The 18,024-nt window shown below is 71.5% G+C and carries 16 protein-coding genes and 1 tRNA gene; 6 read left to right on the forward strand and 11 right to left on the reverse strand.

What is annotated here, in order from left to right; genetic code table 11:
• Positions 1–75: 75 nt before the first annotated feature.
• The 5 genes from ACYVHU_RS21230 to ACYVHU_RS21250 are packed head-to-tail and all read right to left on the reverse strand — an operon-like array spanning position 76 to position 7,309.
• The gene (locus tag ACYVHU_RS21230) at positions 76–2,931 is read right to left on the reverse strand and encodes a DUF5682 family protein (protein ID WP_078759786.1); all 2,856 of its coding nucleotides are present in this window, start codon (positions 2,929–2,931) and stop codon (positions 76–78) included.
• Positions 2,928–4,043, reverse strand: a complete 1,116-nt coding sequence (locus tag ACYVHU_RS21235) for an ATP-binding protein (RefSeq protein WP_078759787.1) — start codon at positions 4,041–4,043, stop codon at positions 2,928–2,930. The genes ACYVHU_RS21230 and ACYVHU_RS21235 overlap by 4 nt, the downstream gene beginning before the upstream one ends.
• A 10-nt stretch (positions 4,044–4,053) precedes the next feature.
• Positions 4,054–5,400 (reverse strand): VWA domain-containing protein, encoded by a 1,347-nt coding sequence (locus tag ACYVHU_RS21240; RefSeq protein WP_078759788.1) that lies wholly within the window; start codon positions 5,398–5,400, stop codon positions 4,054–4,056.
• Positions 5,397–6,812 carry a hypothetical protein gene (locus tag ACYVHU_RS21245; protein ID WP_432941424.1) on the reverse strand — a complete coding sequence of 472 codons (1,416 nt, stop codon included), beginning with the start codon at positions 6,810–6,812 and terminating at the stop codon, positions 5,397–5,399. Before ACYVHU_RS21245 ends, ACYVHU_RS21240 begins: the two co-directional genes overlap by 4 nt.
• Positions 6,809–7,309 carry a hypothetical protein gene (locus ACYVHU_RS21250; protein WP_498949327.1) on the reverse strand — a complete coding sequence of 167 codons (501 nt, stop codon included), beginning with the start codon at positions 7,307–7,309 and terminating at the stop codon, positions 6,809–6,811. The genes ACYVHU_RS21245 and ACYVHU_RS21250 overlap by 4 nt, the downstream gene beginning before the upstream one ends.
• 1,635 nt (positions 7,310–8,944) lie before the next feature.
• On the opposite strand from ACYVHU_RS21250, the gene ACYVHU_RS21255 reads away from it, so the two are divergent.
• Complete coding sequence (locus ACYVHU_RS21255; protein WP_432941427.1) at positions 8,945–9,130, forward strand: hypothetical protein; 186 nt, start codon at positions 8,945–8,947, stop codon at positions 9,128–9,130.
• Positions 9,127–9,729: a hypothetical protein gene (locus ACYVHU_RS21260; RefSeq protein ID WP_432941430.1), complete on the forward strand. Its 603-nt coding sequence runs from the start codon at positions 9,127–9,129 to the stop codon at positions 9,727–9,729. The genes ACYVHU_RS21255 and ACYVHU_RS21260 overlap by 4 nt, the downstream gene beginning before the upstream one ends.
• A 99-nt stretch (positions 9,730–9,828) precedes the next feature.
• On the opposite strand, the gene ACYVHU_RS21265 is transcribed toward ACYVHU_RS21260, so the two are convergent.
• A complete protein-coding gene (locus ACYVHU_RS21265; RefSeq protein ID WP_078759792.1) occupies positions 9,829–10,035 on the reverse strand; it encodes a hypothetical protein in 207 nt (68 codons plus the stop codon).
• A 208-nt stretch (positions 10,036–10,243) separates the two neighbouring features.
• Here ACYVHU_RS21265 and ACYVHU_RS21270 point away from each other — a divergent pair, with 208 nt between their 5' ends.
• Positions 10,244–10,774, forward strand: coding sequence for a DUF6194 family protein (locus tag ACYVHU_RS21270; protein WP_235000636.1), 531 nt, complete (start codon positions 10,244–10,246; stop codon positions 10,772–10,774).
• Between the two features lie 1,069 nt (positions 10,775–11,843).
• On the opposite strand, the gene ACYVHU_RS21275 is transcribed toward ACYVHU_RS21270, so the two are convergent.
• On the reverse strand, positions 11,844–12,161 hold the full coding sequence (locus ACYVHU_RS21275) for a nucleoside triphosphate pyrophosphohydrolase (RefSeq protein WP_498949328.1): 318 nt from the start codon (positions 12,159–12,161) through the stop codon (positions 11,844–11,846).
• Positions 12,162–12,894: 733 nt separating this feature from the next.
• Positions 12,895–13,860: a universal stress protein gene (locus ACYVHU_RS21280; protein ID WP_078759794.1), complete on the reverse strand. Its 966-nt coding sequence runs from the start codon at positions 13,858–13,860 to the stop codon at positions 12,895–12,897.
• 341 nt (positions 13,861–14,201) lie between these two features.
• Between ACYVHU_RS21280 and ACYVHU_RS21285 the strand changes: the two genes are divergently transcribed.
• Positions 14,202–14,275: transfer RNA gene (locus ACYVHU_RS21285), tRNA-Pro, on the forward strand.
• Positions 14,276–14,290: 15 nt separating this feature from the next.
• Here ACYVHU_RS21285 and ACYVHU_RS21290 read toward each other — a convergent pair.
• The 3 genes from ACYVHU_RS21290 to ACYVHU_RS21300 all read right to left on the reverse strand — a co-directional run bounded on the left by ACYVHU_RS21290 (position 14,291) and on the right by ACYVHU_RS21300 (position 17,214).
• Positions 14,291–15,919: a LacI family DNA-binding transcriptional regulator gene (locus ACYVHU_RS21290; RefSeq protein ID WP_498949330.1), complete on the reverse strand. Its 1,629-nt coding sequence runs from the start codon at positions 15,917–15,919 to the stop codon at positions 14,291–14,293.
• Positions 15,920–16,107: 188 nt separating this feature from the next.
• A complete protein-coding gene (locus ACYVHU_RS21295; protein ID WP_498949331.1) occupies positions 16,108–16,434 on the reverse strand; it encodes a hypothetical protein in 327 nt (108 codons plus the stop codon).
• Between the two features lie 261 nt (positions 16,435–16,695).
• The gene (locus ACYVHU_RS21300; protein ID WP_498949332.1) at positions 16,696–17,214 is read right to left on the reverse strand and encodes a helix-turn-helix domain-containing protein; all 519 of its coding nucleotides are present in this window, start codon (positions 17,212–17,214) and stop codon (positions 16,696–16,698) included.
• A 163-nt stretch (positions 17,215–17,377) separates the two neighbouring features.
• Here ACYVHU_RS21300 and ACYVHU_RS21305 point away from each other — a divergent pair, with 163 nt between their 5' ends.
• Together ACYVHU_RS21305 and ACYVHU_RS21310 are read left to right on the forward strand one after the other, a co-directional pair.
• Positions 17,378–17,593: a helix-turn-helix domain-containing protein gene (locus ACYVHU_RS21305; protein ID WP_498949334.1), complete on the forward strand. Its 216-nt coding sequence runs from the start codon at positions 17,378–17,380 to the stop codon at positions 17,591–17,593.
• Positions 17,594–17,720: 127 nt separating this feature from the next.
• The gene (locus ACYVHU_RS21310; protein ID WP_498949335.1) at positions 17,721–18,023 is read left to right on the forward strand and encodes a hypothetical protein; all 303 of its coding nucleotides are present in this window, start codon (positions 17,721–17,723) and stop codon (positions 18,021–18,023) included.
• The last annotated feature ends 1 nt before the right edge of the window (position 18,024 follow it).

Here is an 18,024-nt window from a genome sequence, read left to right on the forward strand (position 1 = left end):
CCGGGGCCGAGGAGCCCACGGCCTCCCGGAACACGCGGCCGGCCGCCCCGGGGCGTCCCGGGACGGCCGGATCCGTCAGGCCCCGAGGGGCGGGGCCGCCAAGAGCGCGGCCAAGGCCGCCGCGGGAGCCGGATGGCGCTCCAGCAGAGCGGCCGCCTCCGGATGGGCGGGTGCCGAAACGTCCGCTTCCACGGCGGGCCACACCGGCTCGACCCCCAGCAGCCGGGCCACCGCGTCACTGCTCGCGGGGTGGGCGGTGAGCAGGTCGGTGAGCGGACCGGCGGGGACAGCGACGGCCGGGGACGCCGCGACCGCCGGCTCCCCTTCCGGGCGCGCCCACGGGGGCGTCCACGCGTCCAGCTCCGGCAGGCGGGCCGGGAAGGTGCGCCCCGCCTCGCGCAGGAGCACCGGCACCATCTCCCGGGCGTGTTCGCGCAGCGTGGTGATCAGCATGGGCAGCCACGGCAACAGCACCCGGTCGGGCAGCCGCGCGAAGGCGTCGGACATCACCTCCACCACGAACGGCGCCAACCCCGGCACCGGCGACAGCGCCTGCACGAAACCGCTCAGGTAGTGCGGGAAGGCCGGCACGACCAGCGGGTTGCCCAGCAGCTCCGCGCAGCGCGCACGCAACTCCGCCCGGGACAGCACCCCCAGCCGGGTCTGGGCCGCCCACAGCAGCGCCACCTTCGCGGGCTCCTCCGGATGCGACTGCTTGACCGCGAGTTCGAGCTGGGTACGCTCACACCCCAGCGCCAGCGCCGTGTTCTCCAGGGTGAGCAGGAACCCGAGCATGGCCGCGACCTGCCGGATCCCGGTCTCCTCGGTGGCGAAGGAGGTCGGCAGCATCGTGCAGTAGTGCGCGAATCCGGTGGTCACGAACGAGGCGCACCACGCCGGCAGCCGCGGCTCGGTCGCCCGGTAGTGGCCCAGCAGCCGCCGGAACCTGCGCAGCACCTCGGGGGCGTCGTCCACGGCCCGTTCGGCGGCGAGCAGCTCGACGGCGCGCCGGCCCAGCTCGTCGGTGAGCCGACGGTTGTCCAGGAGCAGGATGGACTCCTCGACGGCCTCCAACGCCGCCGCCGCGCCGGCCTTGGGGTCCCAGGCCGCGGCGCGCAGCCGCTGCTCCAGGACCTGCTCGACGGTGACCCCCTCGTAGCCCAGTTCGATGAGCGCGCGCTGGTGGTGGCCGATCGACAGATCCCAGCTCTCCTGGATCGACCGCTCCCCCAGGCCGAGCGCTCCGGTGATGGGCCGGACCGCACCCTGGGGCAGCAGCCGGCGCAGCCGCCACAGCAGCCGCGAACACGGCTCCAGTTCCGGTTGCTCGCGCAGGTCCATCAGCACCCGCTGGACCCTGCGCTTCTTCAGGTCGACGCCGAGCGCTTCCAGCCGGTCGTAGACGTCGCGGGCCAACGGCGGGAGCGCGTCGTAGCCGACCTCCCCGATCCGGTCGCCGCCGAGCAGGATCTCGCACAGGCGCCGCACGTCGCGGCGTCCCGGCACGGTGTCCTTCTCGATGCAGGTGACCGCCGCGTCCTGGAAGTCGTAGGGCGTGGGCCGGGCCCGGTTGCGCATCCCCGCCAGCAGCACCGACGTCTCATACACCGCGATGGCGTCGGCGGTGCTGGCCGGGTAGCCGTTGCGCCGGGCCAGGCGGACGATGTCGACGCACCAGCCGAGCAGCTCGGCCTCGTCCAACGGATCCATCGTCGGCGGGCTGGCCAGGAACCCCGACAGCCGGTCGGCGACCGGGGCCGGTCCGACCGTCGCCGCGGCGGCCCGGGAATTCCTCCCCGCCTTGCCGGCCGGCGTCCCCTTCTGCCCCTTCAGCCGGAAGGGGGCGACGCCACCCGCCGAGACGTGCTTGCGCCACGTGGCCGCGGAGATCGACACCGACCCGCCGGCGAGCCCGAACTGCGCCTCGATGGCTGCGTGGCTGGAGGGGATGAGCCCGTACAGCCACGTCGTCGCGGTGCGCGGGGTGATCTCGAAGCCCTCGGAACGCGGCTGGACCCCGAACTCCTCGACCCGGCTGGCGGCGTGGAAGGCGCCGCACACGTACATGCCCTCGGCCGGGTCGGTGCCGGTGGCGGCGAGGTGCTCGCGGATGCGCGTCCACATGTAGCGCTCGCGGTCCTCGTCCACGGCGATCCGTTCGGCGCGGGCCGGGGACAGGCGCCGGAACAGGCTGCCGATCATCACCATGACCTGGCGGTAGGTGTCGTAGTCGGCGCCGGCCAGCGGCTGCTCGACGTACTGGTCCCACCACTCCGACCAGTGCCGCACCTTGCCGTGGTGCAGCAGGTGCTCCTCCAGCTCGGCGAAGCGCGGCCTCAGGTCACCGATCTCGATGCCGACCGCGCCACCGTGCATCGCCGCCCCGTCGCCGTCGTCGTCCCCCGCCCCCTCAGCGGGCCGCTCGTCCGGGTCACCGGAGTAGGCGGGGTCCCACTGGAAGACGTGGTCCACCGACCGGTCGACCAGCACCAGCTCGACCCCCGGGGTGTCCAGGGCGTAGGCGATGGCCTGATACTCGGCGGAGGCCTCGGTGATGGGGGCGACCACGCTGAGCGGTCCGGCGCCCGGCGAGAACCCGTCGAGGTCGCTGGCGAACGCCTGCAACGCCACCGGGAGACGGCAGTTACGCAGTTCGGGCAGCAGGTCGCGCAGGTCCTCGCACAGCTCCAGGTAGACGACCTTGGGCCGCTTCTCGCGCAACCGGCGGGCCATGGCCAGGGCCGACGCCGGCGAGTGGTGGCAGACCGGGAAGATCTCCAGTCTCTCGGCCAGCGCCCGGTCGACGTCGTCGACCATGCCCGACAGGATCTCCGACACCGCGTCGGGGGCGTCGGCGAACGCCTGGGCCGCGGCGTCGAGCTGGTCGCGCAGCGCGCGGAAGGGGCTGGTCGTGGTGGTCGCGCCGCTCATGACAGGCTCTCGATCGCCTGCTTGCCGCCCTCGAGGAAGTCCGTCCACTCGCCGCCGTCGGACTTGCTGCGCGGCTCGACCACGCCGTGCCAGAACTTGTTCAGGATGCTCAGGTCCTCGGGGTTGCGGCGGGCCAGCGAACCGACCAGGGAGCCCGCCAGCGTCTGCGCGCGCAGGGTGCGGTCGCCGAAGAAGTGGCTGTGCAGGATGGCGTCCTCCAGCACGCCGATCTGCTCCGCGGTGGACAGCGCCGACTCCAGCTTCTCGTCGTCGCTCTTGGCCGACGCCGCGGCCGTGCGCAGGTCGCCGAAGCTCTGCAACAGGATGTCGAGCAGCGTGGGCGGCACATCCAGCTCGATGCGGTGGCGGCGCAGCAGCTCGGTGGTGCGGAAGCGGACGATCTCGGCCTCGCTCCGCCTGCTGGTGACCACCGGGATCCGCACGAAGTTGAAGCGCCGCTTCAGCGCCGCCGACAGGTCGTTAACGCCCTTGTCGCGGCTGTTGGCCGTGGCGATGATCGAGAAACCCGGCTTGGCGTAGACGATGTTGTCGTCGTCGAGCTCGGGGATCGACACGTACTTCTCCGACAGGATCGAGATCAGGGCGTCCTGCACGTCGCTGGTGGAGCGGGTGAGCTCCTCGAAGCGGCCGATGGCGCCCTTCTCCATCGCGGTCATGATCGGCGAGGGGATCATGGACTCGCGGGTCTGTCCCTTGGCGATCACCATCGAGACGTTCCACGAGTACTTGATGTGGTCCTCGGTGGTGCCGGCGGTGCCCTGCACCACGAGGGTGGAGTCACGGCAGATCGCCGCCGACAGCAGCTCGGCCAGCCAGCTCTTGCCCGTGCCGGGGTCGCCGATGAGCAGCAGGCCGCGGTCGGAGGCCAGGGTCACGATGCTGCGTTCGACGAAGGTGCGGTCGCCGAACCATTTCTGCGGGATCTCGCGGTCGAGCCCGTCGGAGGGCTCGGAGCCCAGGATGAACAGGCGCACCATCTTGGGGCTGAGCCGCCAGGAGAAGGGCTTGGGGGCGTCGTCGACCGACTCCAGGTACTCCAGCTCGTCGGCGTACTTGACCTCGGCGGTGGCGCGCAGCATTTCGTCGGACATGAGGGGTCTCCTAGGTGAGGAAGTTCTTGAGTTCGAAGACGAGCTTGTCGATGTGCCCGGACAGGACGGGGGTGCCCATGTCCTTGAAGCGTTCTCGGAAGCGCGGGTTCACGCTCTGCCGGCCGCCACTGGTCACCGAGCCCACGGGGATGAAGCGGACGCCGGAGCGGTGCAGGGACTCCATGCCGCTGAAGACCGCGTCCTCACGCCACTCGTAGAAGTCGGAGATCCAGGCGACGACCGTGTTGCGCGGATCGGTGATCTTGGGACGGATCTCCTCCAGCGCGACGGTGCCGTCGGTGCCGCCGCCGAGCTTGGTGCGCAACAGCGTCTCGAACGGGTCGTGCACCCACGGGGTGAGGTCCAGCGCCCGGGTGTCGTAGGCCACCAGGTGGACGTCGACCTTTGGCAGGCCCGCGAAGATCGACGCCAGGATGGTGCAGTTGACCATCGAGTCGACCATGGAACCCGACTGGTCCACCACCACGATCAGCCGGGCCGGCTCGACCCGCCGGGCGGTGTGCCGGTAGTACAGCCGGTCGACGTAGAGCCGCTGCTCCTCGGGGTCGTAGTTGGTGAGGTTCTTCCAGATGGTGCGTTGCACGTCGAGGTTGCGGAACACCCGCTTGGGCGGAACCGACCGGTCGATGCGGCCCACGCTGGTCTTCTCCACCCGGGTGCGCAGCACCTCGGCGACCTCGTCGACGAACCTGCGGATCAGCGCCTTGGCGTTGGCCAGCGCGACCCCCGACAGGTTGGCCTTGTCGTGCAGCAGCTGCTCGATGAGCGACATGCTCGGCGTCAGCCGCGCCGCCAGCGCCGGGTCGGCCAGCACCTCGCGCAGCCGCATCCGACGCACCAGGTCGCCCTCGATGTCGCCGAGCACCCCGGCCAGACCCGTGTCGCCGGGACGCGAGCGCAATTCACCCGGCTGGTGGCCGCAGGCGCGTTCCAGCCATCCGGCGTCGGCCTGCCAGGTGGCGAGCTGGGCGGCGCTGACGTCGGCCGAACCGGTCGCGAACACGTTGAGCAGCAGCTTCGACACCAGCGCGGCGCGGCGCACCTCCTCGGCGCCCACCTGCGCGGCGTCGGAGTCCGTCGCCGGGTTCTCGTCGTCGGCCATCAGACCGTCGAAGGCGCCGTCCAGCTCGGGGAAACGCTGTACCACGCTGTCCACCGACACCGAGGGGTCCAGCAGGGCCGGGGGCAGCCCGATGTCGTCGACGACGGCGACGCTCGCCGCCTCCAGCCCGGCCTGCTCCTCGTCGCCGAACAGCCGGGACAGCAGCCGCCAGTACAGCACCTGGCGCCGGTTCTCGTGGGGGTTGGTCACGGTCTCGTCCACTGTTTCGCTCACCGCCGCAACAACCGTCCCGCCCGTTCCCGCAGCACGCCCAGCGCGTCGTAGCGGGCCTCGGCCTTGGCGACCTTGGGGTCGGTGGGGCCCAGCGCCCAGTCGCCGGTGTGCACGCCGGTGAGCACCCGCTTGACCTTCGCCTGCACCGCCAAGGGCTGTACCGACCAGCCTCCGGCGTCCCAGCGCATCAGGCCGATACAGGCCGAGGAGGAGGCGACGAGCTTGTCGGTGAGCGGACCGCAGGCGGGCAGCCGGTCGGTGGCCACGGGCAGCACGGTGTCGCCCAGGTCGAAGGCGGGCCCCCGCGGGGTCTCGGCCTTCTTGTACCCCTCCAGCAGGACGGGTTCGGCGATGCGCGTCGGATGGCGCTCCAGCGGCGGCACGGCCGGGGCGACGGCGGCCGGCAGCGCGACCCGCGCGGTGACGAAGGGGTCGGCGGGCTCGCCCTTGCCGGCCAGGGCGTCGTCCCACAGCAGGTCGCCGCCGGCCGTCAAAGGCATGTCGGCGACCTCCAGGGAGCACTGCTCGGCCAGCGCGCCGAGCAGCACGGGGTGGTCTGCCAGCAGCCCCCACACGGCCGGGCCGACGATGACGTCGACCTTGGCCGCGGACACCGCGGTGCGCACCAGCCGCGCGGGGCCCCCGTCGGCGGGTTCGAGGACGGCGTGGACCTGGGCCTGGACGGCGGTGGCGTGCTCGTGGACGTCGACGCCCAAGGGCAGCAGCCGGCCGGTGACCGGCTCGGCCGCCGCGCCGGGACCCGGCAGCGCTCCCCGCTGGGTCAGCACGAGGGCGCGGGCCCACAGGTCGGCCCAGCGACGGGTGGGCAGCCCCTCCATCGTCGCGGTGGGAGCGCAGGCGCGCAGTTCGGCGGCCAGTCCGTCCAGCAGCACCGCGGGGCGGCGCAGGGCCGGGTCGGCCAGCAGCGTCTCGATCGCCTGGTCGGCGCCCGAGGCCAGCTCGCCGTCGACTCCGCGCCAGCCGTTGATGGCGAGTTCGGTGAGCCAGGAACGGACACCGCCGAACCGCTCGTCGGCAGCGCCGTCGGCGGCGGGCTCCTGCGGGGCGGGGGCCTCGTCGCGGGCGCGTCCCGTGGCGCCGTCGAGAGCGGCGAGCAGGGCGTCGTGGACCGCGCCGACCAGCGCGCCGCGCCCGCCGGCCAGGGCCGCGGTCTGGGTGTCGGCGATGCTTCCGGAGGCGATCGTCTCGACCGCCTCGCCCACCACGGCGCCGAGCGGGGTGGCGGACATGGCCCCCGCCAGGTCGGCGAGCGCCCGGGCGTGCGCCGGGTCGGGGCGCCCCAGGCCGTGTTCGAGGGCGCCGTCGACGCCGGTGATCAGATCGAGGGCCTCGGCCACCCCGGAGGGGTCGGTGGCGGTCAGCTCGGCGAGGGCCGCGGGCGGGACGCTCATCGGGACACCCCCCTCGCCGGGAACCAGTGCATCTCGGGCAGCGGAGCGGTGGTGCCCGGAAGCTCCAGGTAGGTGAGGTAACGCAGGAAGCGGCTGAACACCACGCCGGCCGGCGGCGACGGCTCGACGCCGGGGGTGAGCGCGGCGACCAGGGCGTCGGCCTCGCCGTCGACGGAGACGCGCAGGTAGTCGGCCACGCGGCGCAGGCCGAACTGGGTGACGGCCTCGGCCACCAGCGCCCTCAGGTGCTTGCACAGGAAGGTGCCCTGCTGGCCTCCACAGGGGCGGTTGTTGTTGGTGCCGCAACTGAGCGCGTGCGAACCGGCCGTGATCGAGGAGACGTAGACCCGCGCGATGTCGGAGCCGCTCGACACGACCCCCTGCAGTCTCCCGTCGGCCAGTTCGACGAAGGGAACCTTCGCCAGTTTCCTGGGCCGGGCGGGTGGGACCACGCCCACCACGCTCGTCCCGCCGACATCGACGCCTTCGGATTCCACGGATCACCTTCCCAACGACGGATGAGGAGGACCTGCACGCGAAAGGGCGTGCCGTCCGTCGATCTGCGACGCCGTATGTCTATCGGAGATGTGCGACAGATCCGTTCTGGGATGGTGTGTCCGTGGATCTTCCCTGGTCCGCGGCTCCTTCTCCGCGGCCCCGATGACGGCGGGCGGCCCGGTGGGACACCGATGTCACCGCCGGGACCGGTCGACGGCGCCTGTGTGGCGCCCCGTCGTGTGGACGGGCCCACCGGGCACACGGTCGGGTAAAGGAGGTCGCGGCGGCACGGACCGGTGCGCCGCGTTTCAGGCGCCCGGCGGCCCGGGGCGACGTCGCGGCAACCGTCCGCCCGCGCCGGGGAATCGGGGCCGGGGTTCGTCCACAGGTTCCCGCGCGGTCCGGCCGGCGCGGCGCGTCGGCCTCTAGCTTGGTTTTCACGCCTCTCACCCGGCCCACAGGACACCGAGGCGCCCCTCCCCTACGAGGACGATCAGGAGTCCCGCATGAGCGACCACACGGCCACCGGCCCCACCCGGACCGTCATCCCAGGCGAGAATCACCGCCCGGCCGGCCGGGGACGAAACCGCCGCCTCGTCGCCGGTGACCGTCGCGATGCGCGCTCTCTTGGTGCCTGCTCGTCCCCGAAGGCACCCCTGGACGGCTCCTTCCACACGCACGACGCTCATCGCCGAACCGAACCGGGACAGGTCCGGGCGTGGCCGGGACGGTGTCCACCGGCGGCCCCACCTGGCGGGCCGCGACCGCCGGCATCGGCCCGCGAAGCCCCCAACGAGCGCGCCGGAGGCCGACGACCCCGACCGGGTGGTGTGGCCCGCGCCGGCGTCCAGAACGGTGCGGCCCTCATGCCCCCACGGTCGCGTGTCATGCCGGTACCCGGGACGTTCCGGCTGAGGGGGCGAGGTCGGCCCGCCCACGGCGGACGGCCCGTGGTGCCGTTGCCGGCAGGCGACCTGAAACGTTCGGCCGCCCTCGCCGGGCCGCCGATCACCTGGCGGCACACCGGTCCACGAGGGCCGCGGAAGGCCGTGCGGGGGGCGGGCAGACCTGAAAGAAGGCCGTGTCCCCACCCGAACGGCGGGGGCACGGCCGGATGCGAGGACCGGCCGTAGGAGGGCGCCGAGGTCTCCCGGCTCGTCGCCGTCCCGTTGTCTGGGCCAACCGGCTCCATGCACCGCATATGGCTCACGCCATATGCGCCAAATACTACCCGACCGTAAATCACCTCTCAGCAATTTCACAGCCAACGTCGTCATCCCCGTGCCGGCGACGCATAAACCACCTCGGACGCGCGTGGAGCCATCTGGACGTTTCTGGACATCTTTAAACGCGACCGGACGGGACAGAACATGAACGGGACGCCGAGGTCTCACTCTCCACCGGACGGAGCAGAATTCGTATGTCACGCACCCTGGACTCAGGGTGACGAATCAGGCACTCTTTCCGAGCAAAGCCGTTGTTTATACGGTACTTTCTGGGCACCGGCCCTCCGGAGTGAGGCTACGAACACGCCGTCTCCCGCCCCAGGCGTGCTTTCTTTCCGTGGCCCACGTCCGGATTGTCTGGGCCAAACGCAATCTCCTCGTTGAGGAATTCCATAGAAAAGAGCGCCGATGCTCGTGAAATTCACTGCGGCCGCGCCGATCGTACGCGTGACCGTGATCCTCCTGGTGGTGGTGCTGGCCTGCCTGATCCAGGCCGGAGGCCACGACGTCGTCACCGCGCTGCTGATCAGCCTGGCCGCGCTCGGCCTGGCCGGCGAGATCGCCGCGCGCGTCGCGCCCCGGGAGGCACGATGAGCGCCGCCGACCTGCTCGACCCCACCGGCCCCAACCGCTCGCTGCGCCCGGTCGCGCGCCCCACGACCTACCGGGTCGCCGCCGACGCCCAGCCACGCCGGGTCCGCCGCGCCGCCGACGGCACCCTGTGGGGCGAGGTCCCCGTCGTCCCGGTGGTGGCCGAGGAGACCAGCCGCCACCAGGAACGCGCCGAGCTGCGTATCGCGGTCAAGGTGGACGTCCCCTCCACCGACAAGAGGAACCGTCACCGAGTGGTCGCCGACCTTGAGGGATACGACTTGCGCCCCGACCCGTTGCAGGCCAGTACCCCGGCGGAGTTCGTCGAGGCGATGCGCCGCTACCGGCGCTGGGCGGGCCAGCCCTCGTTCCAGCAGATGGCCCATGACTGCGGCCATCTCAGCTCGGCCAGCTCGTTCCACGCCATGCTCGGCGGCAACGAGCTGCCCCGCTACACCCTGCTCAACGCCTTCGTCATCGCCTGCGGCGGCGACGAGGCCGAGTTCCAGCGCTGGGCCACGGCGTGGCGCCGCATCGACCAGGGGACACTCGGGCGGCGTCCCCCATTGATCGCCCTGCCTCCGAGCGGCGAGACGAGCTGACCGCCCCCGGGCGCGCCCCCGCCTTCGGGGGCGCGCCCGGCCCGCTTACCGAAGGCACGTGTCGGCCGCCGAAGACGTCGGCGCCCGTCAAGGCTCCGGTCACAGGCGGCCGCGGGCCGCCTCCAGCCGCCGCGCGTAGTCGGGGGCGAACGGGTCGGGGAGCCCCGTGTCGAGCGTCGTGGCGATCCGATGGATCGGGGCCCACACCGCCGGATCGTCGACCAGGCTCCCCAGGTCGGTCCTCTGCAGGAGTTCCAGCCCGTCCGACAGCACCAGCGCCTCGTCAGCGGACAGCGCGACCGTCACCCGCCCCGTCGCCCACGCGCCTTCCCCTCCCGAGCGTTCACCCGGCCCGGAGCCTACCGGCGCCGTTCCCGCGTACCGCGGCGGACCGCCTCCGAAGGGCGCCGACCGCTTCAAGACCGATTTGAGGATTTCCTCCATCGCCCCCATGTCATCCGGCAGACAGACGATCCCAAAGTTCAATAAGGACTTCAATGAGAAACTCGAAGGTATGGAGATCACACGCCACGACCCGACCACCGATGCCCGATCCGGCGAGGAGCCCGTGTTCGCCCCCGAAGAGATCATCGCTTTCACCTCCGGACTACCGGGCGTGACCGCGTTCACCGCCGCCGAGGGCGACGGCTCCCCCGAAATCGCCTGGGGGGACACGTTCTTCCTCTACGACCCCGAGGGCGAGGGGATGGGCGCCCAGCGAATGCCGTTCGCCACGATCGTCGTGAAGGACTACGACGGATTCGACACCGCCTCGGAGCTGAACCGGCCCGGCGTGTTCCGACTGAACATCTCCGTGGGGCGGACCGCCTTCGAGGAGCTGGTCGGCTACCCGCCCGCCGCGCACGCCGACCAGGCCGCGGAGATCGACTACACGGTCACCGACCGGATCATCCCGCACCCGGTGTACGCCCCCCAGTCCTGGGTGGCCGTCGTCAATCCCGGTCCCACGACCCGGGAGCGGGTGCGGGACCTGCTCACCGACGCCCACGCCCGGGCCGTCCGCCGCCACCGCCCACGCGGATAGCCGCCGTCCCCGTCCGCTCGGGCACCTCCGCGCGCCCGGTCCCCGGACGGACACGCCCGGCTCCGCGTGACTCCGGCGGCCCGTCCCGGAGCCGCGACGCGACGCGCCGGAGGACGAGCGCGGGCGACGCCTCCCCACCGAGACCGCGCGATGCGCGCCCGGCCCGCTCCCCGGCTTTAGGCGGCGATCGGCCGGGGCTGGTTCCCTGAGATCGGCCTCGGCCTCCCGGCCCGACAGGACGTGAGGTGTCCCGCCGCTCTCAGGGGCCTCGCGCCGGCTCCGGTCGTTGCCCGGCCCGGTTCTTCGAGCGCGGTCTCCGCTCCCCGGCTCCCGCCACGACATCGCGAGCGGCCCTCGTCCGACCCCGCCGGCCGGGATGACCGTGGCCTGGGTCCCTCGCCTTCCACCGCGGCGCAGCCACAGCTCCGCGTGGGACGGCGAGGACGGTGGCCGCCCAGGCCGTCTCCTTCGGCGTGCCGTCACTTCCCACGGGCGCGATACGGACTCCAAGGGGAGGCCAGGCCGGCTGGAGGGTGCGTCCACGGTCTGCTGTCTTCCCGCGGGACTCCGATGACGCGGTCGGCTCCGGCGGTCGCTGAGAGCCGGCCGTTCCCGCCACCTCCCGCGTCGCCCTGCCCGGTGCTCGCCGTGGCGGAGTCGTTCTTCCGGACAGGACGGCGGTGGAGGCCACGCGAAGACCCCGGGTCGGTGTACCCGGGAACGCGCTCAGTGGTGCGCCCGGCCACCGCAGGCCCGGCCTTCCCTCTCGCGCGCCGGTCCCGACGTGACGGGTGGCCGGAGGGGGGCAGGCGCCGCCCCCGTCCGGCCCCTCCTCCGGGCTCACGCCCGGCGCGGTCGTCGAGCGTGCGCGGAACGCGGAGGAGTCCGTACGGCGGATCGGTGTCGGGCGAGGTCGGAGAAGGCGGCCCCACCCTCGGCCGATGGGTCCCCTCGACAGCCGGCCCTCAGGGCGCGGGGCACGCGCCGTCCGGCCGCCGTTCCGCCCGCGAGCCCGACGGCTCCTCAGCGGCGCTCGGCCCGGCACCGCCCGAGGTGAAAGTCCACGTCCTTACCGCTGGCGGTTGCCGTGCCAGACGAGCCGGTCGGCGAAACCGCCCCGCTCGTCGGCCTTGGCCCGGCGGACCTCCTCCACCCGTTCCGGGCTCGCGCCGTGCAGGGCGGCGAGTGCGTACACGACCTCCAAGACGTCGGCCAGCTCCTCCACCGCCGTCTCCTCGCCCGCCTCCAGGTACTCCCGGACCTCCTCGCCGAGCTTGGCGCGCAGTTCGCGCCGGTACTCCTCGGCGTCGGCGACGGTGATGACCGGCTCCGCGCCATCGGCGCGGATGACCTCTGGAACGCGATCCCGCACGAGCTTCCTCACCATGGCCACCACTCCTGTCTCGTCCGAACCCGTCGGTTCCGGCGTTGCACCGCCTAGGACCCTACGCCGCCGGAGTGCCCGTAGCGGCCGGTCGAGCGGGCCGTCGGCGTGGACGCCGCCCGTGTGGGCGCCCCGTCCCGAAGGAGGGGTCTCACAAAGCGATCGATGAGGCGGACCGGGGGAACCGGTGCGCCTCGACCGGCTCGGACGATCCGACCCCGCCTCTGCCGATCGAACGTGCAAGGGCCTGCGGGACGACACCGAGGTCCGGCCGCCCCTCTGCGTGCCGGGAACGCGGGGAAATCCCCGTCCCCGACGACCAGGGCGGGCGGTTTCGACGCACCGCCCCGCATATCTCCGGCGCGGAGGGCCGCGGCGGGCGAGCCGGCCCGAAGGAAGGCCAAGGGCCTGGTCCGCACCGGCCGGGAAGCCCGAGGCGGTCCCGCCGTGTCCGTCTCACCGAGGGAACGGCCACGCCGTCGGCCGCGGGCGGAGGCACCGCATACTCCCGACCGTCACCGGGACGAAGCACCCGAGGTCGCCGTCCACCGTCACCGACGGCATGGCCGCAGCGTCTCCTTCCACCACCGCTTCGCGATGGGCGGTGGACAGCGGTCCAGCCCCGAGGGGCCGGCGCCGTCTCCACCGCGCTTTCGCGCCGGCCGGTCCCTGCCACGCAGGCTCTTGTCCCCGCCGTTCCGGTGACAAGGCCGGCACCGCGCCTCTGACGGCCGCGTCAGGAGGGTGGCACCGGCCCCCGGTCGGCGGCATGGCGCGGGATCCGCGTCACCACCACGGGGACGTGGGCGTGGTGCAGCAGGGCCTGACTCACCGAGCCGAGGAGCAGGCCACGGAAACCGCCCCGGCCGCGGGAGCCCACGACGATGAGGCGCGCCTCCTCGGCGGCGCTGAGCAGGGCGTGGGCCGGCTGCTCCTCCACGATCGTGATCCTGACCGGGAGGTCGTCGGCGTCGGGCGGCCGGATCTGCTCGACCTGGGTGCGCACGCTCTGTTCGGCCTGGGAGACGACGGTGTCACGCAGGTCGACGGCCACGTCACCGGTCATCACGGGGTCGAACATGGCGGGCATCCGCCAGGCGTGCACCACCGTCAGGGGACTCTCGGTGAGGATCGCCTCCTCGAACGCGAACTCCAGCGCCGCATCCGAGCCCGGCGACCCGTCGGTGCCGACGATGACGTGGCGCCGCTCCCGCACCTCCAAGGGAGTGTGGGGCAGAGACGGGACCACCGCGACGGGGCACTCCGCGTGCGCGCTGACACGGATCCCCACGGCGCCCGTGAACCGGGATCGCACGCCCGACGCCCCGCGCGTGCCGACGACGACCAGCTGGGCGTGGCGTGAGGCGGCGATGAGCGCGTGAGAGGGGTCCAGCGCGGACAGTTCGGTGCCCACCCGCAGCTCCGGCTCCACCTGCCGGGCCCGCTCCACCGTCTCCCCGAGGAGCGCGGAGGCCCGTTCGGCCACCTCCGGGGTCGGTGGCATCCGCACCGAATGCCCCAACGGCATCGTGACCAGGGGCATGCTCGCCGCGTGGACGACTCGCAGGCCCGCCCCGCGGCGGTGCGCGGCCTCGGCCGCCCACACGGTCGCCGCCTGCGATCCGGCGGACCCGTCCACCCCCACCACCACGTCGTCGTCCCGTGGCGGAGCCCCCGACACCAGGTGTGCGTGATCGTTCATGATTCCCCTCCTCCATCGCTTCCCGCACCTACCCGAAGTGGCGGAGGGAACCATCCTGAGCAGGGCCGTCCCCGGAACCTGGGGAGGCGGCGCGGCCTCAACCGCGGCCGGCGTGAAAGAGCCCTTCCGGTCCCGGGACCGTGGCCGGGTTGTACCGGAGCCCCTCCGCCCTCAGGAGGGCGGACGCCCCGACACGCTCCGGCCAGGAAGCGGAAAACCACCGCCACGACCACGGTGGCGCCCGCGATCCCCGGCCACGCCGAAGAAGGCGTCACGACCACCCTCGCGGATGCGCTAGAGTTAAACCTGTTCGCGGGGACGGAAACGAAACCGCAGGACAACGGGACGTAGCGCAGTTTGGCAGCGCACTTGACTGGGGGTCAAGGGGTCGTGGGTTCAAATCCCGCCGTCCCGACAGCGAAATAGCAGGTCAGAGCCCCGCAGCCTCACCGAGGTTGCGGGGTTTTCTCATGCTACTGGGTACCAACTGGGTACCAAGCTGGTTCCCGAGAAGGGGAATTCGGACATATCGCCGGTGTAGATGCCGGTACGGCTCCAGCAGATCATCAAGAACCCCCACATGTGAGCAAGGCCACATCCGGGCTCGGTCTCGGAGCGCGGCCTCCCACCGCTCCCCGAGTGCTCTCATCAGCTCGTCGCGCATCGCCGGGGTCGGATGGGAGTAGGCGCCCTGCACACTCTGGTCAACGTGGCCGAGCCGTTCGTCCTGAAGAACGCGGTCGATCTTGTCTTCCAGCATCCACGTCTTGTGCGAATGCCTCAGACTGTGCGGGGTCAGCCCTTGGGCTACTGGCCGCCACGACATCCGGCTGCGTTCGGCCACGTTCCGTCCTCCTCTCAGAGGACGCCCCGTCCACCCGTCAGCTGCGAGAGACACCGGGCGTGCTGGCTTCCCGCCTTTCGCGGGGAGTAGGCCGGTCGCCGCAGGGTGGAAAATCGAGGACCGGAAGCTCTCCCGCCGCCAGTGCGGCGCGACGGTCGCCGAGGACCCTTCCAACGCGCCGCCCAGCTCCTCGATCGCTCGCTGCACACGGACCCGAGTCGCAGCGGACACCCGGTCCGGCCGGTTGAGAACGTTGGCGACGGTGCCGACGGACACCCCGGCCAAGGCTGCGGCGTCGGCGTAGCGGACCTGGCCTGCGCGCGGACCAGATGCGGCCGGGCCCCGGAAGATATGGATTCCGGCCGGGTGGCCGTACTCACGCCGGTAGTCGGGGTCTTCGAGTTTCACGCAGGGGCAGGTGGCGGCGTCCTCGGGCATGGGTGGCAGGGTCCGCATCTGGCGACGCAGCAGCCGTGCCACGTGCGCGGGAACATCAACGACACGACGGCTCCCGTCCTTCGGCAGCTTCCGGATCGTGGATCCATCGGAGAGTTCGTAGAGCTGCCACCGCACGTGCAACCGGTTCATGTGCAGTGAGTCACGTTGGATGCCGAGCAGCTCACCGAACCGAATCCCGGTGTAGGCCGCGGTGATGATCATGATGAACTCATCGTCCCGCCCGGAGAGGATGCTGGCGCGCTCGGCGATCAGCAGCGCCCCGAGCGGGGTCGTCCACCGTCCCTCGGCGTGACGGGGCCGTTCCTGTAGGCGTCGTTGCTCGATGCTGCCCCGGCCGGCCCGCCGTCGTGCTGGGTTGCGGGTCATGAGCTGCTGGACAACGGCGTCCTCCAGCATGTTGTCGAGCCGTCCCCGAGCCTGGCGGGCGGTGCTCGGCGCGTAGGCCGCGCGGATCTTGTTCTCCCATGCGTTGATCTCATGGTCGGCGTAGGTGAGGCTGTTCAGCGTGCGGTGGCCGAAGGCGGGAAGGATGAAAGAGCTCAGGAGGTAGCGGTACTGCTGCCGGGCGCCGAGGGTGAGCTCCTGGCTGGGCAGCCAGGCGTTCGCCCATTCCGTGAGGGCGATTTCCCCCTTGCGGGGGTCGATCCACTGGCCGCGGCCCATTTTCGCGACCTGCTCCCAGCCATGGGCGAGGGCCTCTTCCTCGGTGTCGAATCCGGACCCGAGGGGGATCCAGTTGCGGTTTTCATCGCGCACTCGCACTCGCCACTTAGCGCCGCGCCGCTCCGCTTGAGGCTGCTGCATTCTGTTCCGTTCCGGTAGGGGGTTGGGCTGTCTCAGTGTGCCCAGCGCTGGGGGCGCTGGGGGCGCAGATGAGAAACGGCGCCTCCGACGGAGACGGAGCGCCGTGGGGCCCGGGTGCAGGGGGCGGGGGGCGGGGGCGGTCAGGCAGCGACGCTGCTTGCGGGGCGTACTGGTGGCGGCACCATGTCGGGGGTGGCGACCGTGTCCGGGTCCCACCAGTCGAGGGGGTCGACGTCGGCCGGGCAGCCGCCCGCGGTTTTCCAGGCGGTGATCTCCCAGAGGCGGAGGCGGAGCATCGCGGTCGCCACTAGGTCGTGTGCTGTGATTCCGCGCTGGACCAGCACCATGGTGGTCCGCTCATCGGGTGACCGCAGCACTGCGAGTGTCTCGCCGGGCGCTCCGAGGTCGGTCACGATCACCAGCAGACGACGGGTCTGCTGGGCGGGGGGATCGTTGCGTTCTTCCATTTTCGGCCTTTCTCGCCCATGGGGCGATCCCGGCCGCATCCGTGATGCGGCACCCCTCCAAACACCCATTGGCGCGAAATGGGTGTTTGCCCTGCTCGCCGGACTGTCACATTAGATGGTTTCGGACATGCGTGCTAGCCCGGATTCCCATACGAATGCATACTCCGCGTAACCTGACCAGGGTAAACGCCGCAAAAATGAGAAAGGGCAGCGGCTACCTCGCAAGAGGCGGCTGCCCTTTCACCATCTCCATACGACGCTTCAGAAGCCCCGCTGGATTACCTCCATGTGCTGATCCATCAACGCGGCCATCTGTTTCGATACTTGCTCGTGCGACCAGGACGGTGGAAACGTCATTGTCATTGTCCAGGTCTGGCCATTCTGTGTGCGCTTGAGCGTCCACAGCGATCGCCCTGTCACATCCTCTTGCATGCTCAGCCGGTCCCCGTCAGGCGGCACCTCAGCGGCCTGCCGGTGCAGGGTTGGGTCGGGGTCGGTCGCCTCAATCTCCCTCAACTGGTCGGCCGCGTCGTCGCGGCCGGCCTCCTCTAGCTCCTCCGGCGTCACTCCGACGACGCGGGCCATGCGTGCGACGGTTTCGGCCGGGCCGGTGACCTGGACGACGACGCCGCTCGCGGTGCCGTACCCCTTGACGATCTGCCGCCACCGAGTACCGGAGATGCCGGCTGCACGTGCAGCGGCGTTCTGGGACATGCCTGTCCTGCCACGCGCCTCCTCGATGAGTTCACCCTCGGGCGGTCGGGCGGTCTGCGTTTCCATGCGCACATCATCTTCGCGAAGTTTCGCGAAGTCCAGTTGAGGATGACCTAACCCGCAGGATGCCACAGAAACCTGTCTTTCAGTGCATGGACGAACGAGAAGCTTCTCAAGATCTTCCCAAATAAGGGTTGTAGTTCGCGAAGCTTCTCGCTACGGTTGCGACATGAGGAAGTTGAACCACTCCCCACACGCGGTCACTCGCGCACGCGAAGCAGCGGGACTCACGAAGACCGACTTCGCGCAGCTACTGGGCTGCTCCCTCTCTCTCGTCAGCGAGATGGAGAGCGGAACCCGGAATGCATCGCGAGAGCGGCTGGCGCGCATGGCCGACGTCCTCGGTGTCCCCACCAACACCCTGACCAGCGAGCCCACCGAATGACCCCCCGGCCGTCGCGCGGCGACATGACGACCTGCGGGACATGTGGCTCCAGTAACGAACCGTCGCGGACGAGCTGCCGCAACTGCGGTTCCCGCCTCTGACCCCATCGACCTCTGAGGGAGGCGACATGGACACGCTGCGCACCTACACCCCCGAGGAAGTGGTGGCGCGATGGCTTCCGACCGCCACTCCCGGCGGCCTCCGGAAAGCCGCTCAGCGTCGGCAGATCCGCCACCGGCGCATCGGCAAGAACAAGCAGATCGTGTTCACCGAAAGCGACATCGAGGCGCTGCTCGACGGTGCGGCCGTCGAGGTCGGCGCCACCCCGGCGGCGCCCCCGCAGCGACCCCGGCCAGCCGGACGGGCCACGCGGACGGCGGTATCGGCCCTGCCGATCCAGCCGCGCCCCGCTCGCCGCATCCAGTTCTGAT

The organism is Marinactinospora endophytica (assembly GCF_054780875.1).

Bases quoted from the DNA above. Each gene is read 5' to 3' on its own strand.
- ACYVHU_RS21295 (WP_498949331.1), bottom strand. From the start codon at position 16,434: ATGGAAGAACGCAACGATCCCCCCGCCCAGCAGACCCGTCGTCTGCTG.
- ACYVHU_RS21235 (WP_078759787.1), bottom strand. From the start codon at position 4,043: ATGTCCGACGAAATGCTGCGCGCCACCGCCGAGGTCAAGTACGCCGAC.
- ACYVHU_RS21280 (WP_078759794.1), bottom strand. From the start codon at position 13,860: ATGAACGATCACGCACACCTGGTGTCGGGGGCTCCGCCACGGGACGAC.
- ACYVHU_RS21310 (WP_498949335.1), top strand. From the start codon at position 17,721: ATGGACACGCTGCGCACCTACACCCCCGAGGAAGTGGTGGCGCGATGG.
- ACYVHU_RS21275 (WP_498949328.1), bottom strand. From the start codon at position 12,161: ATGGTGAGGAAGCTCGTGCGGGATCGCGTTCCAGAGGTCATCCGCGCC.
- ACYVHU_RS21245 (WP_432941424.1), bottom strand. From the start codon at position 6,812: ATGAGCGTCCCGCCCGCGGCCCTCGCCGAGCTGACCGCCACCGACCCC.
- ACYVHU_RS21300 (WP_498949332.1), bottom strand. From the start codon at position 17,214: ATGGAAACGCAGACCGCCCGACCGCCCGAGGGTGAACTCATCGAGGAG.
- ACYVHU_RS21255 (WP_432941427.1), top strand. From the start codon at position 8,945: ATGCTCGTGAAATTCACTGCGGCCGCGCCGATCGTACGCGTGACCGTG.
- ACYVHU_RS21230 (WP_078759786.1), bottom strand. From the start codon at position 2,931: ATGAGCGGCGCGACCACCACGACCAGCCCCTTCCGCGCGCTGCGCGAC.
- ACYVHU_RS21270 (WP_235000636.1), top strand. From the start codon at position 10,244: ATGGAGATCACACGCCACGACCCGACCACCGATGCCCGATCCGGCGAG.
- ACYVHU_RS21260 (WP_432941430.1), top strand. From the start codon at position 9,127: ATGAGCGCCGCCGACCTGCTCGACCCCACCGGCCCCAACCGCTCGCTG.
- ACYVHU_RS21305 (WP_498949334.1), top strand. From the start codon at position 17,378: ATGAGGAAGTTGAACCACTCCCCACACGCGGTCACTCGCGCACGCGAA.